Source organism: Ensifer sp. SSB1 (assembly GCF_016652895.1).
Taxonomy (GTDB): domain Bacteria; phylum Pseudomonadota; class Alphaproteobacteria; order Rhizobiales; family Rhizobiaceae; genus Ensifer.
Genome location: NZ_JAEPRP010000067.1, coordinates 1 through 13,942 on the forward strand (window position 1 = coordinate 1; position 13,942 = coordinate 13,942).

A 13,942-nucleotide genomic window follows, 5' to 3' on the forward strand; every position below is an offset into this window, starting at 1 on the left:
GCCGCGCCGGCGTCATGTTCCGCAATGACATCGTAACCGGTCCCGGCGGGGCGCAGATCCTGTTGATCGACCCCTCCGGAAATGTCGTCGAGCTGTTTCAGCCGGCGCGACGATAGCGGCCGCGCCGGCCCTGGTCGTTGATGCCGCTCGCACCGCTGGGGATGCGAGCGCCGCGTCGGGTCTCAGCCGGCGCTGGTGTCGACCACTTCGAAATCGTGCGTGATCGTCGCGGTCTTGGCGAGCATCGCTGAGGCCGAGCAGTATTTTTCGATCGAAAGCGAAACGGCGCGCTCGACCTTGTTGACCGCCAGCCCACGTCCCTTGACGATGAAGTGCATGTGAATGCGGGTAAAGACGCGCGGCTCGGTTTCGGCGCGGTCGGCGTCGAGCTCGACGACGCAGTCTTCTACCGGCTCGCGGCCCTTCTCCAGGATGTGCACGACATCATAGGCCGAGCAGCCACCGGTGCCGATCAGCACCAATTCCATCGGGCTCGGCCCCGGCGTGCGTCCTTCCTCACCGAAGGCGGTACCCAATACGACTTTGTGGCCGCTACCGGATTCTCCGACGAAGGTCCGGTCTTCCACCCATTTGACGCGTGCTTTCATGTGTCTCGTCCTGTTGCAGCTATGCCCGGATCATGGACCAGCGCGGTCGATGATCGCCTGTTCACATAACGTCTCGAAGGGTTTTCGCAAATGGTCCGCTTCCGTTAAAATGGAAAGCCTGCGCCATGCGCGCGAAACCCGCAAGGATTGGTCGAATGAACGAGACGACCGGAAATGCGCCTGACAGGTCCGGCGCGGTGGTGCACCCACCGATCGCCTGGGTGTTGGCGGTGGGTGGCGGCCTCGTGCTTGATCGGCTCTACCCGCTGCCATTCGTGCCTGCCATGGTGCCCGACGCATTGGTCGGTGGCGTCGTGTTTCTCACAGGACTGGCGCTGCTCATCTGGGCAGCCATGACCTTCGGCCGTGCGGGAACCGAAATCCAGATCAACCGGCCGACATCGACAATCGTCGAAGTCGGTCCCTACCGCTTTACGCGCAACCCGATCTACACCGGCATGTTCCTGGGCCTGATCGGCTTTTCCATCGTCTTCGACAGCCTGTGGCTGCTGATCCTGCTCGTGCCCTTCTATCTCGTCATCCGCTACGGCGTCGTTGCGCGCGAGGAGGCCTATCTCGAGCGCAAGTTTGGTGATGTCTATCGCGACTACAAGACGCGCGTCAGGCGCTGGCTCTAGACCACGATCGCCCGTCACTTTTCCGCATCCTGTCTCAAGCAGCGTGAACCTGGCGCGCAGCACTTGAAACCGCCCGCAGCGCTTCCGCCAGCCGCTCGACGTCGCGCGGCAACAGGCCGGCGATGTTGATGCGACCGTTCGACGTTCCGTAAACGCCGAAATCCTCGCGAAGCCGGTCCATCTGGTGCGGGGCGAGTGGCAGCAGCGAGAACATGCCTTTTTGCCGGCGCAATGCCTGGAATAATTCCGGAGCGCCGCAGTCAACAAGCGCATCGGCGAGGTCGCGGCGAATATCGGCGACGCGCCGGCGGCTGGTGTCCAGTTCGGCAAGCCACGTTTCGGGGTATTCGAAGAGCTGCGCTGCAATCGCGGCGCCGTGCTCCGGCGGCATGGAATAATTGGCCCGCGTGATCCTCTCCAGCGTCGCGCGAATATTGGCGAGCGGCCCCCGGTCGGGCGCAATCACCATCGCCGCGCCGGTGCGCTCGCAATAGAGGCCCATGTTCTTGGAGCAGCTTGCAGCGACAAGCACCGTGTGGAGTTCCTGAGCGAAATGGCGCAGGCCCACGGCGTCCTGTTCGATCCCGTCGCCGAAGCCCTGATAGGCCATGTCGATCAGCGGTATCAGCCCCTTGTCCCTGCAAAGCTTGGCGAGCCGGTGCCACTGCTCAGGCGTCGGGTCGATACCGGTCGGGTTGTGGCAGCAGCCGTGCAGCAGGACGATGTCACCCTGGCGAGCCTCCGCAAGATCCGCAATGACGGCATTAAGATCGAGGCCAGTCTCGTTTTCCTGCCAGCGGAACGCCCGCACGCTGAGGCCTGCGGCGATCATGATCGGGCGGTGGTTCACATAGCCGGGATTGGTGTTCCAGATCGTCGCCTGTGGCGAGACGAGCGCGATGAAATCCGCAAGAATACGAAGTGCGCCGGTGCCGCCGACCGTCTGGATCGTGCACTGACGGTCGAGCGCCTCGGCTCCTTGGCCGAGAAGCAGTCTCGACATTCCGTCGTTGAATTCAAGGTTGCCGGAAAGTGCCCTGTAGGACTTGGAGGCGGCAGCGGTCGCAAGGCGCGCTTCCGCCTCCTGAACCGCCTGCATGACCGGAGTTTGGCCCGACGCATCGCGATAGACGCCGACGATGAGGTCGATCTTGTCGGCCCGACGATCCTGCCGGAACGCGTTGATGAGCGCCCACAACGGATCGGGTTCGGCAATTGGCAGAGCTGCGAGCATCATTGGTCCCCTGTCGTATACGAAACTAGTGGCGGTTTGCCAGGATTACGCCCGTCGTGATGACGAGAATGCCGATCGCGGTAGCAACGGCCAGCGCCTCGCCGAGGATCGGGATGGCCATCAGGCTTGCAAGCGCCGGCGCCAGCGAGCCGATCGTCGCGCTCCGGGCGGCGCCGAGCCGCGAGATCGCAAAGGCGTAGCCGACCGTCGAGATCAGGCCGACGCCGAGCCCCTGGACCAGAATGAAGGGCAGGGCCTGGTGCCAGGAGAACTGCCCGATATGGGTGGTGACGGCGCCCGTGAGCAGCAACGGGACGAGGATGACGAGCGAGCCGATGGACAGCAGCAATCCGTTGCTGATTGCGTCCACCCCGGTGCGGCGCAGGCCGATCGTATAGGCGCCCCAGATGAGGCTCGCGATCAGAAGCATGCCGACGCCGCGGAGCGTCTCGGCTGTTACCGCATGCTGCTGTCCGGCGACGATGCCGATGACGCCGGCGAGGATCAACGCGAGCGGCAGCCAACGCTTCCTCGGCACACCCTTACGTTCAAGCAGAAAGGCGAGCAGGGCGACAGAAAGCGGCGTGGTACCGGCAACGAGCGCGCCGACATAGGCCGCAGACGTCGCCTTCGCGCCTTCGGAGACGATGAAGAAGAAGGGCACGCCGCCGAGCAGAACGAGGGCGGCGTCCATCGGTCTGACCTTGCGAAGCGCCGACAATCGCTGCGGGATCGCCGGCAGCAGGGCGATGATCGGGATCGCGAAACGGATCAGCGCGACGTCGGCGGTGGCGAGCGGTGAGGCTCCGATTGCCCGCATGGTCAGTGCGAAGCCCGCCCAGACCAGAACGACGATGGAAAGCACGATGTAGCCGACGGCCGTCGGTGACAGCCATCCGCCTCTCGATTGCTGGAAATCTGACGTCACGTCGGTCATGTGCGGCCTCATCGCTAGGATGGTTCCCATGATATGCTTCTCGCGCTGCTGATTTCTTGCTATTTCACCTGTCCATTGCGAAGCGTTTGGCAGAATCTGCCAACAAGGAGGGCTAAGTGGACGAAAAGGACATGCAGATCATCTGGGCGCTGCAGAAGGATGGCCGCCTTTCCAATCAGGAGCTGTCCGAGAAGGTCGCATTGTCTCCGTCGCCCTGCCTCAGGCGGCTGCGCCTGCTCGAGGAGGCGAAGATCATCAAGGGTTATACGGCGATCGTCGACGAGGAGGCCTATGGCCTGCCGATCACGGCCTTCGTGCGCATCCGGCTGGAGCGCCATTCCGAGGCCTCCGTCGCCGCCTTCGAACGCAAGGTGAGAACGATCGACAACATCCAGGATTGCTACGTCATGACCGGCGAGGCGGACTATCTGCTGCGGGTCCTGGTGACAAGCCTCAAGGACTACGAGCAATTCGTCCGCACTCAGCTGCATAACATCGAGGGCATAGCGGCGATCGACACGAGCTTTGCGTATGGCACGGTCAAGCGCGCGACCGTCTTCCCGCGGCTGTAAGCGGCAATCGGCTGAGGTGCTGGCGTAAGGGTCTAGGCATCCGGCAAGGTGAAGACGGCGCAAGGTGCCGCGATGCCACGCAATGTGTGCTCGCCAAGCGGCAGGAGCGGAGTCGACGTTGCTGCGGCGACCGCGCCGGAGATCAACACAGACCGGCCAAGCGGCCGGCATAGGCCCTCCAGACGGCTGACGAGGTTCACCGCCGGGCCGATGGCTGTAAAGTCGAGCCGATCGGCCGCGCCGATGTTGCCCCAGAGAATCTCTCCGAGATGCAGCGCCACACCGAAAGTGAGCGGCGGCAACCCCACGGCCTGCCGTGTCTGATCGAGATGGGCCATGCCGGCGCGCGCGGCGGTGACTGCACGCAGGGCTGCATCGCAGGCATCGACAGGCGAGCCGCTGACGGGAAAGATCGCCAGAACGCCGTCGCCGATGAACTTCAGCACCTCGCCGCCGAAGGCGTGGATCGCGCCGGCCACGCGTTCGAACCAGGCGTCGAGCGTCGCGATCACCAAAGCGGGTTCCGTCGCTTCCGACAGGACCGTGAAATTGCGAAGATCGGCATAGAACAATGCCGCACGAATGGTCTCGCCGGTCCCGCGCGTGAGCGCCCCGGCGCGAACGTGAGCGGCGCTGCGGCGGCCGAGATAGGCCTCAAGCAGGGCAGCGAGCGCCGCCCGCTCGGCAAGTGCTGCCAGGGGTGCGGCCGCAAAACGCGCGACCTCATGAAGCCGTACCGTCTCGTCAGGGCCGAAAGGCCGGGTTCCGGCCCAACCGAGGGTCGCCCGGTCCGTCCCCGTGCCGGTCGATCGCTCCAGCACCGGTCCAAGCCCGGCCAACCATTCGTGCCCGGCCTGGTCGGAGACCGCGCCCGCAAAGCCCAGACTCTCGATCACCACACCTGTCTCAGCCCGCCACAGCCAGGTGCGGCGGGCGATAATCGGGTGCGGCACGGCCAGGGTGAGGGCACCGCCGGCAAGCGGCAGGTCGTCGGCGACAAGCAGTCGTCCAAGCTCGGACAGGAACTGGTCCGGCTCAGGCGAGGCGCTCGCTTCATCCACGAGCCAGGCGAGGGGCGCAGACAAATCCATGCCGAAGAGGATAGCGCCGCGCCCTATTGGGGCAAGGGCCTCGCCTGCGTGGTGGCGCCAGTGGGCGTGCGGGTCTATGATCGCGGTAGCCCGGCGTTCCGTGCTTCACCTCTCCTGGACCGGCGGGCCGGCCAAACAGCAAAGGGAAGACCGATGCAGGAAGCCCTCGTCGTTCGCCGCGAAACGCATATCCAGGCGCCGCGCGCCGCCGTGTTCGCGCTATTGACCGACCCGGAGAAGATCCTCCGCTGGATGGGAACTGAGGCCGATACCAAGGCTGAGCCGGGCGGTCTTTATCTCGTCAACGTAACCGGAGCGCGTTTCGCCCGCGGGTCTTTTCGTGAAGTTGTGCCGGTGCATCGGCTCGCCTACAGCTTCGGCTGGGAAGGCAGCGACATCGTTCCGCCCGGCTCAAGCCTGATCGAGATCGACCTGATCGAGCAGCCGCCCGGGACCCTGCTGCGTCTCACGCAAACGGGATTGCCCAATTCCGAACAATGCGCCGGGCATGCGGAAGGTTGGGCGCACTACCTGCAACGGCTGGGGCAGGTTGCGTCCGGCCGCGATCCCGGGCCGGATCCCTGGCTCGGCCGCGACGGCAGCACTCGCTGACCGGCGATCCCGCTTGCTCAGATCGGCAGCAGTGCGTCGGGCTTTACATCGCCCACCGACGCGTAGGTGTGCGTCTCCCTGACACCGGGGAGGGGCAATATCACGCGCTCGAGAAAGTCCTGGAACAGCGACATGTCGGCAATCCGCGCCTTGACCAGATAATCGAAGCCGCCGATCACCATGTGGCATTCGAGGACTTCCGGGGCCTTTGCCACGGCGTCGGAAAACCGCTCGAAAATATGCGGAGCCGTGTGATCGAGGCGCACCTGGATGAAGACCACGGTGCCGCGGCCGATCTTCTTCGGATCGAGGATCGCTCTCACGGCCTTCACATAGCCTTCGCGGAAGAGGCGCTTGACCCGCTGGCTGGTGCCGGTCGGCGACAGGCCGACATGGTCGGCCAGTTCGAGCGTGGTACGCCGGCCATCTTCCTGAAGCAGCCTCAGTAAGGTTCGGTCGATCGTGTCGAGGCCATCGATTTCATTCTTCACGCTAAACGATCCTCAATCGGGTGAATCTCACACAATCTGAACGCAAACAGCATATTCAGACGCGCTGAATGAGGCAATACAATGCGCATGTCGCAGGCGGAGAATAGGGGTAATCGCCATGGCTGCAAGCGCTGATGATATCGCCTTCGAAGACAGTGCCAATCGCCGCCGGCTCGCTATCCTTGCGGGATTGGCGGTTGTCGCCATCACCACCGTTCAGTTTGTCGCCGCTCGGTTCAGTCTGCGCGCGCATCTGACACCGGCCGACATCGTCAGCCTGCGGTTCTCGGGCGCTGCCCTTGCGTTCCTGCCGGTGCTCTGGGGGATCGGCATACCGAGGCTGAAGCAACTCGGCTGGCGGAAGGCCGGCGTGTTGGCGCTGTTGACGGGGCTCCCTTACCCGCTGATCATCAATCAGGGGCTGGCACTGGCACCGGCGGCCCATGCGGCTGCGCTCTCGCCGGCTGTGATCGTGTTCTTCTCGTTCCTGTTCTCGCGCATCGTCTTCAAGGACAAGGTCTCTGGCGTGCGCCTCGCCGGTATCGCCACGGTCATTGCCGGCCTTCTGCTGTTCGTGATCCAGTCGGGCGTCGGTGACGGCGGGACGTTGCGCGGCGATCTGTTGTTTGCCGTGTCGGGGGTCATGTTCGCGGCCTATGCGGTGCTGGTGCGGCTATGGTCCGTCGATGCTGTAACGGCGACGATCGCCGTCGTCTTCTTCTCCTGCCTGCCATTGCCTTTGCTGCACATCCTGGCGCCGAGCGGATTTGCCACCGCCTCTTTCGCCGAGATTGCCACGCAGTTCATGATCCAGGGCTTTCTCGCCGGCGCGCTTGCAAGCGTTCTCTACACCTATGCGGTTCGCCAACTCGGACCGCAGCCTGCCTCGCTGTTCATGCCGTGCATTCCGGTAACGACGGCTGCAGCAGGCATCGTCGTTCTCGGTGAGGTCCCGACGCCGCTTCAGGTGGTTGCCATCGCCGTCATAACGCTCGGCATGATCTTCCCGATCGTGAAACGATCGGGAAGACATTCGCCTACTTCTGTGCCTGCTCGGCGGGCATCGGCTTGACCGGCGCGCCGGGGAAGATCTTCTGCAGATTACCGGCGATCACCTGATCTCCCTCAGAAACCCCTGACGTCACCCCGATCAGGTCGCCGCTTGCCGGGCCAAGGGAGACCAGCCGTTGTTCGACCGTGTCGCCTTTGCCGACGACATAGACGTATTTGCCGAGCTGGCTGGAGCCGAGCGCCGTTTCCGGGACCATCAGCACGTTCTGCTCGTCCCTGATCTTCAGCCGCACGCGCACATATTGGCCGGGCAGCAGGGAGAGATCGGTGTTGTCGATCGTCACGCGCGCCACGACCGTTCCGGTGTTGCCTTCGACGGTGTTGTTGATGAAGCTGAGGTCGCCGCGGTAACGTGGCTCCTTGTCGCCGGGCAGAAGCACTTCGGCCTCGACCTTGCCTTTCGTCCGGGCCTTCTGGATGTCTGCGAGCTCGGATTCGCTCGGGTTGAAGGAAACATAGATCGGCGAAAGCTGTACCAGGTTGTTGAGGGGGGTGCCGGTCGTATTGTTGACCAGCGTGCCCTCCGGCGCCAGGTTGCGCCCCAGCCGGCCGGCGAAGGGAGCGTGGATCTCGGTGTAATCGAGATTGATCTCGGCGGTGCGGACAGCCGCCTGCGACATCGCCAGCGCGGCCTCCGCCTGGTGGACCGCGCTCTGGCGCTGGTCGAAGCTGTCCTTGTTGAGATAACCTGTGGTCGCGAGCTCGTTGCCGCGCGTAAGACTGGAGCGAAGATAGCTGAGCGATGCTTCGTCGCGTTCGACTTGCGCCTTCGCCTGATCGAGCTGCGCCCGGTAGTCGCGTGCGTCGATCCGGTAAAGAAGATCGCCCTGCTTCACATCCGAGCCGTCAGATGCGGCCTGTGAAGCGATGTAGCCCGTGATCTTGGCGCGAAGCGTGACGTTGCGGATCGCCTCGGTCCGGGCCGAGTAGTCGAGATAGATCGGGATCGTCTTCTTGACCACTTCTGCGACCGGAACGGGCATCGCCTGCTGCGGTGGACCCACCGCGGCGCCGGCATCGCCGCCTTTGAGCCCAAAGCCGCCGTTCTTGTAATGATAGGCTGCAGCGAAGGCGGCGATCACGACCGCTGCGGCAAGGACCAGTCTCGAACCACGCATGTCAGGCTCCAATTCCTATTCCGCCGCCTCCGGCTCCCGCTGGCCGATCGGCTTCGAGGATGTACCCTCGCGCCATTGTTCGATGACCGCGTAGAACACCGGGACGAAAATGAGAGTGAGAATGGTTGCTGCCAGCATGCCGCCGAAGACGGTGGTGCCGATCGACTGGCGGCTGGCCGCGCCCGCGCCCCTGGCGTACATCAGCGGCAGCACACCGAGAATGAAGGCGAAGGCCGTCATCAGGATCGGCCGAAGGCGCAAGCGGGCTGCTTCCGCGGCCGCGGCCACCACATCCAGGCCTTCCTCGCGCCGTCGCCTTGCGAACTCGACGATCAGGATGGCGTTCTTGGCGGCAAGTCCTACCAGCATCACGAAACCGATCTGCGAATAGACGTCTATCTGCATACCGCGCAGCCACAGCGCCGATAGCGCGCCCAAAAGCGCGAGCGGCACCGAAAGCAGCACCATGAAAGGCATCGACCAGCTTTCATACTGGGCGGCCAGGATCAGGAAGCAGAAGACGAGGGCGAGCGCAAAGACAAGCGCGGCGATCGAGCCTGCCCGGATCTCCTGATAGGTAATGCCGGTCCACTCGAATGTGTAGTCCCGCGGCAGCGTTGTGCGGGCCACGCGCTCCATCGCCGCCACCGCCTGGCTCGAACTGAAGCCGGGTGCTGCCGCACCGTTGATCAGTGCCGAAGGGTAGTTGTTGTAGTGGGTGACGGTCTCCGGGCCGACCGTCGGCTTGAACGTCCCGAGCGTATTGAGAGGCACCATTTCGCCCTGGGTGTTGCGGACGTAGAGGCGTGAGAGATCGGTCGCCGAGGCCCGCGCGCCCTGGTCCGCCTGCAGCGTCACCCGGAAGGTGCGGCCGAAGAGATTGAAGTCGTTGACATAGAGCGAGCCGAAATAGATCTGCAGCGTGTTGAAGATGTCCGGCAGGCTCAGGCCCAGCAGCTTCGCCTTGTCACGGTCGAGATCATAGTTGAATTGCGGGCTCGACGTGCTGAAGGTGGTGAAGAGTTGATAGGGATTGATCTCCGGCTGCTTGCGCGCCTCGGCAATCAGCGCCTGGGTCGTGTCACTCAGCGCTTGCGCGCTGCGCCCGGCAAGGTCTTCGACCTGGAATTCGAAGCCGCCGGTTGCACCGAGCCCCTGGATCGATGGCGGATCGAAGGCGAGCACCAGCGCATCCGGGATTTGCAGGAGTTGCGGAGTGACGGCCTCACGTAGTGCCGAGGCGCCCTGTTCCGGCGGTCGTTCGTCCCATGGCTTCAGGACGGCAAATTGCACGGCCGAGTTCGACTGGGCGGCAAAAGACAGAAAATTGAAGCCGACGACGGAGCCGACGAAATCGACGCCCGCGGTACCGCGAAGAATCTTTTCGGATCGCCGCGCAACCGCCTCGGTGCGTTCGAGCGAGGCGCCGTCGGGCAGCTGGATGACGACGAAGAAATAGCCCTGGTCTTCCACCGGCAGGAAGGTTGAGGGAATGCGCTGCCACAGCGCATAGGTCGATCCGACGGCGAACAGGAACAGAGCAAACAGCGCCCAGTGCCAGCGCACGAGCCCGGCGACGCTGCGGGCATAGGCATGTGACAGCGCATGGAAGCCACTGTTGAACCAGCGGAAGAGGGCAAAGCGAGGTTCGCCGCGATAGCGCAGGAATGCGGCGCTGAGTGCGGGACTGAGGGTCAGCGAGTTGAAGGCTGAGAAGGCGACGGAGATTGCGACCGTCAGCGCGAACTGGTTGTAGAGGCTGCCGGCGACGCCCGGAATGAAGGCGACAGGGATGAAAACGGCGAGCAGAACGGCTGTCGTCGCTATGATCGGGCCGGTCACCTCCTGCATGGCCTTTTTGGTAGCGGCAAGTGGCGGCAGGCCGGCCTCCAGCTGGCGCTCGACGTTTTCGACGACCACGATCGCATCATCGACCACGAGGCCGATGGCGAGCACCATGCCGAGCAGGCTCAGCATGTTCAGCGAGAAGCCGAGCAGATACATGACGACGAGCGTTGCGATCAGCGAGACCGGAATGGCGATCGTAGGGATGATCGTGGTGCGCAGGTTCTGCAGGAAGATGAAGACGACGAAGACGACGAGGGCGAGCGCCTCGAGCAGCGTAAACACAACATCCTTCATCGCCGCCGAGACGAAGCGGGTGGTGTCGTAGAACATGTGATAGGCGATGCCCGTGGGGAAACGCTGCGAAAGTTCGTCCATCTTCGCCTGCACACGGCTCTGCAGGTCGAGCGCGTTGGAGCCCGGTGCCTGGAAGACGGCAAGCACCACGCTTTCCTTGCCGTTGAAAGTGACGGAGGACGAATAGAGCAGCGCGCCGAGTTCGATCCGCGCGACGTCGCGCAATCTGGTCGTCGCCCCGGTCGTTTGGTCGGCCCGAAGCACGATGTCGCCGAACTGCGAGGGATCGCTCAGGCGCCCGAGTGCGTTGATCTGCATCTCGAACGGTGTTCCTGCCGGCGCCGGCGATTGCCCGATCTTGCCGCCCGCGACCTGGATGTTCTGTTCAGCGATGACATTCTGGACGTCGACGGCGGTAATGCCGAGATTGGCCATGCGGTCCGGATCGAGCCAGACGCGCATCGAATAGCGGCGCTCGCCGAAGAGCTGGACGTCGCCGACGCCCGGCAGGCGTTTGAGCGGATCGAGGATCTGCAGGTAGGCGTAGTTGCTGACCGAGGCGAAATCGACCGAATTGTCTGGCGAATCCAGGCTGACGAGCACGGTGAAGTTCGGGATCTGCTTGGCGATGGTGACGCCGGTCTGGTTGACGAGCGCGGGAAGCGAGGAGGCGGCCTGCGAGACGCGGTTTTGCACGTCGAGCGCCGCGACGTCGATCGGGTAACCCACTTCGAAGGAAATGATGATCCGCGACGAGCCGTCGTTCGAACTCGTCGAGGTCATGTAGAGCATGCCCGGCACGCCGTTGATCTGCTGTTCGAGCGGGGTCGTCACCGTATCGGCCACCACCTGGGCGCTGGCGCCGGGATAGTTGGCGGCAACCACGATCTGCGGCGGCGTCACGTCGGGAAACTGCGAGATCGGCAGCAGGAAATAGCAGATGCCGCCGGCGAGCGTCATGATGATCGCGATGGCCGATGCGAAGATCGGCCGGTGAATGAAGAAGTCGATCATGGCGGGATCGATCCTTGTGAGGTGTTGCCACCGTGGCGGGTGGCATAGCGGAGCATTTTGAGATCGAGCATGCGCACGCGCGCCGCGCGGACCTTGCAGCCAGCGACGTCCACCTTAGCCTTCAGCCCATCCAGCATGCGCATCGTAAGGCTCCAGCACGAGATCATGATGGGCCGATATGACCCCAATCATGACGACCAAATCACGAGCGTTATCAAATCTTAAAAAGTCACTGCGGTGTGCGCTCTGGCTAAAAGACGCCTGACGACCGCGCCCACCGACACTGCGCAAGAAATTTTTCTGCGGTTACCGCCATATCCGGAAAGGCCTTCGCGGCAAGCGGCTACGCCTCGATGTGCCGTGCTTGCGAAAATGTTACTGGTCGGTAACATCGTCGCATGTTATCGACCAATGACAGGGCGTCAAGGGGCAAGATTTTCCACGCCACCCACGCCGGGCCAATGTGATGACAACGGATACCTGCAAGCCATCCCGTCGTTCGCCGCGCGAGCGCATCGTCGAGGCCGCGCGTGACCTCTTCCGCCGGCACGGCATTCGCGGAACCGGCGTCGATGCGATCGCCGATGCCGCCGACAGCAACAAGATGACGCTCTACCGCCACTTCAATTCGAAGGACGAGTTGATCGTCGAATGCCTGCGCCATGCGGGAATGGAGATGGACGGCTTCTGGCGCGAGCTGGAAGACGCGCACCCTGGTGACGGGTTGGGGCAGCTGAGGGCCTGGGTTCGGCGGATCGCCGAGCATCTCGGTGACGACAGGTGCCAGTGCGAAATGATGAGCGCCGCCGCGCAACTGACCGATGAGGATCATCCCGCGCGCTCGCTGATCCGCATGTTCAAGGACGCGCAGCGCGACCGGGTCGTGGAGCTTTGCCGCAGGGCCGGCGTCGCCAATGCGGAAATGCTGGGCGACACGTTACTGCTTTTGATCGAAGGCGCGCGCGCCGCTCAGCAAAGCAGCGGCGCCGAAGGGCCGAGCGCTCGCTTTGCGGAGATCGCCGATGCGGCGATCCTGTCCTTTGCCGGCAATCGTGCCAAATAGCGGCGCGCGTCTGTCAGCGTTCGGCCGGCCAGTCCGGATGATGGCTGTCGATCACGAATATATGGGTGTGCCGATGGCCGCTGCCGACGCGCGTTGCGCCGGCAAGATGGGGGTGATCGTCGGCAAGGGCATGATGCACGTGCTCGATTTCGTCGGGATCCTGCGCCGGCCAGAGCCGGGCCGCCGCGAGGATGGCGCCGACGGCGATGAGGCCCAGCACCGTGAAGGTCATGGACATGCCGACGGTAGCGCCGAGCCATCCGGCAAGCGGATAGGTGATCAGCCAGCAGGCATGCGACAGGGCGAATTGCGCGGCGAACAGCGCCGGCCGGTCCTCCTGACGTGACGATCGGCGCAGCAGGCGGCCGGATGGCGTCTGCGCCAGCGAATAGCCGAGACCGATGGCGAGCCACAGCGGCAGCAGCGAAACGAAGCTGGGGACAAGAGCGCCGATGAACAGGCCGGCGGTCAGGATCGTTGCACCCGAAAACATGGCGACGCGATCTGGCGTCCTGTCGAGCAGGCGGGGCAACAGCAGCGCGGCGATCATCGAGCCGCAGCCAAAGGCGGCGAGTGCGATAGCTGTGTCGGTCTGGGTAAGTCCGAATCTCGACTGGACCAGCACCACCGTGTTGACGATGACCATCGACCCTGCCGCGGACACAGCGAGGTTGAGCGCCAGCAGCCCGCGCAGGCGCGGCGTTGCGAGATAGATACGCAGGCCCCCGGTCCGGTCGTAAATCCCGCGGCGTTCTGCAGCCTTCGGGCTCGGCAGCAGGACCGAGAGGACGAGGGCGGCCGAAGCGAGGAAGCCGATGACCGTGCCGGCGAACAGGCTGTGGAAGTTGATGATCGTCAGCAAGGCGGCGGCCAGCATCGGGCTTGCGACGCTTTCGAGATCATAGGCAAGCCGCGAGAGCGACAGGGCGCGGGTGTATTCCTTTTCGTCCGGCAGCACGTCCGGGATGGTCGCCTGGAAGGTCGGGGTGAACGCGGCAGAGGCCGACTGCAGCACGAAGATCAGCAGGTAGACCTGCCAGATCTCGGTCACGAACGGCAGGAAGAGTGCGACGGCGGCGCGCACCAGATCGAGGCAGACGAGCATGGCGCGACGCGGAAGCCGTTCGGCGAAGGCGGCGGCGACTGGCGCCACCCCCACATAGGCGATCATCTTGATCGCCAGCGCTGTGCCGAGCACCGCGCCCGCTTCGGCGCCCGCCAGGTCATAGGCGAGAAGCCCGAGCGCGACGGTCGCAAGACCGGTTCCGATCAGCGCGATCACTTGCGCCAGGAACAGATGGCGGTACGTCTGGTTTGCAAGGATCTGCAGCATGATGTTGGGGCTCGCTCG

The 13,942-nt window shown here is 63.9% G+C and carries 14 protein-coding genes and 1 pseudogene; 6 read left to right on the top strand and 9 right to left on the bottom strand.

Going from position 1 to position 13,942, the window contains the following annotated elements:
- A pseudogene (locus I8N66_RS17725) lies at nucleotides 1-116 on the top strand (VOC family protein); the annotation flags it as partial.
- 66 nt (nucleotides 117-182) lie between these two features.
- Here the strand turns inward: I8N66_RS17725 and I8N66_RS17730 are convergent.
- The gene (locus I8N66_RS17730; RefSeq protein ID WP_060604512.1) at nucleotides 183-608 is read right to left on the bottom strand and encodes an OsmC family protein; all 426 of its coding nucleotides are present in this window, start codon (nucleotides 606-608) and stop codon (nucleotides 183-185) included.
- A gap of 155 nt (nucleotides 609-763) precedes the next feature.
- Here I8N66_RS17730 and I8N66_RS17735 point away from each other — a divergent pair, with 155 nt between their 5' ends.
- Nucleotides 764-1,246, top strand: a complete 483-nt coding sequence (locus I8N66_RS17735; RefSeq protein ID WP_291155988.1) for an isoprenylcysteine carboxylmethyltransferase family protein — start codon at nucleotides 764-766, stop codon at nucleotides 1,244-1,246.
- Nucleotides 1,247-1,280: 34 nt separating this feature from the next.
- On the opposite strand, the gene I8N66_RS17740 is transcribed toward I8N66_RS17735, so the two are convergent.
- Together I8N66_RS17740 and I8N66_RS17745 are read right to left on the bottom strand one after the other, a co-directional pair.
- Complete coding sequence (locus I8N66_RS17740) at nucleotides 1,281-2,480, bottom strand: aromatic amino acid transaminase (RefSeq protein ID WP_291155991.1); 1,200 nt, start codon at nucleotides 2,478-2,480, stop codon at nucleotides 1,281-1,283.
- Between the two features lie 25 nt (nucleotides 2,481-2,505).
- On the bottom strand, nucleotides 2,506-3,447 hold the full coding sequence (locus tag I8N66_RS17745) for a DMT family transporter (RefSeq protein ID WP_291155994.1): 942 nt from the start codon (nucleotides 3,445-3,447) through the stop codon (nucleotides 2,506-2,508).
- Between the two features lie 86 nt (nucleotides 3,448-3,533).
- On the opposite strand from I8N66_RS17745, the gene I8N66_RS17750 reads away from it, so the two are divergent.
- On the top strand, nucleotides 3,534-3,989 hold the full coding sequence (locus I8N66_RS17750; protein WP_291155997.1) for an Lrp/AsnC family transcriptional regulator: 456 nt from the start codon (nucleotides 3,534-3,536) through the stop codon (nucleotides 3,987-3,989).
- A 32-nt stretch (nucleotides 3,990-4,021) separates the two neighbouring features.
- On the opposite strand, the gene I8N66_RS17755 is transcribed toward I8N66_RS17750, so the two are convergent.
- Entirely contained in the window at nucleotides 4,022-5,080 is a 1,059-nt protein-coding gene (locus tag I8N66_RS17755) for an adenylate/guanylate cyclase domain-containing protein (protein WP_291156000.1), read from the bottom strand.
- A gap of 153 nt (nucleotides 5,081-5,233) precedes the next feature.
- Between I8N66_RS17755 and I8N66_RS17760 the strand changes: the two genes are divergently transcribed.
- Nucleotides 5,234-5,692: an SRPBCC family protein gene (locus I8N66_RS17760; RefSeq protein ID WP_291156003.1), complete on the top strand. Its 459-nt coding sequence runs from the start codon at nucleotides 5,234-5,236 to the stop codon at nucleotides 5,690-5,692.
- A gap of 17 nt (nucleotides 5,693-5,709) precedes the next feature.
- Here the strand turns inward: I8N66_RS17760 and I8N66_RS17765 are convergent, their stop codons facing one another.
- Nucleotides 5,710-6,171 (bottom strand): Lrp/AsnC ligand binding domain-containing protein, encoded by a 462-nt coding sequence (locus I8N66_RS17765; protein WP_291156086.1) that lies wholly within the window; start codon nucleotides 6,169-6,171, stop codon nucleotides 5,710-5,712.
- Nucleotides 6,172-6,301: 130 nt separating this feature from the next.
- Between I8N66_RS17765 and I8N66_RS17770 the strand changes: the two genes are divergently transcribed.
- Nucleotides 6,302-7,255, top strand: a complete 954-nt coding sequence (locus I8N66_RS17770; RefSeq protein ID WP_291156006.1) for a DMT family transporter — start codon at nucleotides 6,302-6,304, stop codon at nucleotides 7,253-7,255.
- Here the strand turns inward: I8N66_RS17770 and I8N66_RS17775 are convergent.
- From I8N66_RS17775 to I8N66_RS17785, 3 genes are read right to left on the bottom strand one after another with little or no spacing between them, the layout of a single operon-like run.
- Nucleotides 7,221-8,372: an efflux RND transporter periplasmic adaptor subunit gene (locus I8N66_RS17775; protein WP_291156009.1), complete on the bottom strand. Its 1,152-nt coding sequence runs from the start codon at nucleotides 8,370-8,372 to the stop codon at nucleotides 7,221-7,223. The two genes, I8N66_RS17770 and I8N66_RS17775, sit on opposite strands and share 35 nt — an antisense overlap.
- A 15-nt stretch (nucleotides 8,373-8,387) precedes the next feature.
- A complete protein-coding gene (locus I8N66_RS17780) occupies nucleotides 8,388-11,528 on the bottom strand; it encodes a multidrug efflux RND transporter permease subunit (protein WP_291156012.1) in 3,141 nt (1,046 codons plus the stop codon).
- A complete protein-coding gene (locus tag I8N66_RS17785) occupies nucleotides 11,525-11,671 on the bottom strand; it encodes a hypothetical protein (protein ID WP_291156015.1) in 147 nt (48 codons plus the stop codon). The genes I8N66_RS17780 and I8N66_RS17785 overlap by 4 nt, the downstream gene beginning before the upstream one ends.
- A 323-nt stretch (nucleotides 11,672-11,994) precedes the next feature.
- Here I8N66_RS17785 and I8N66_RS17790 point away from each other — a divergent pair, with 323 nt between their 5' ends.
- The gene (locus I8N66_RS17790; protein ID WP_291156018.1) at nucleotides 11,995-12,591 is read left to right on the top strand and encodes a TetR/AcrR family transcriptional regulator; all 597 of its coding nucleotides are present in this window, start codon (nucleotides 11,995-11,997) and stop codon (nucleotides 12,589-12,591) included.
- 13 nt (nucleotides 12,592-12,604) lie between these two features.
- Here the strand turns inward: I8N66_RS17790 and I8N66_RS17795 are convergent, their stop codons facing one another.
- On the bottom strand, nucleotides 12,605-13,924 hold the full coding sequence (locus I8N66_RS17795) for an MFS transporter (RefSeq protein WP_291156021.1): 1,320 nt from the start codon (nucleotides 13,922-13,924) through the stop codon (nucleotides 12,605-12,607).
- Nucleotides 13,925-13,942 lie beyond the last annotated feature (18 nt).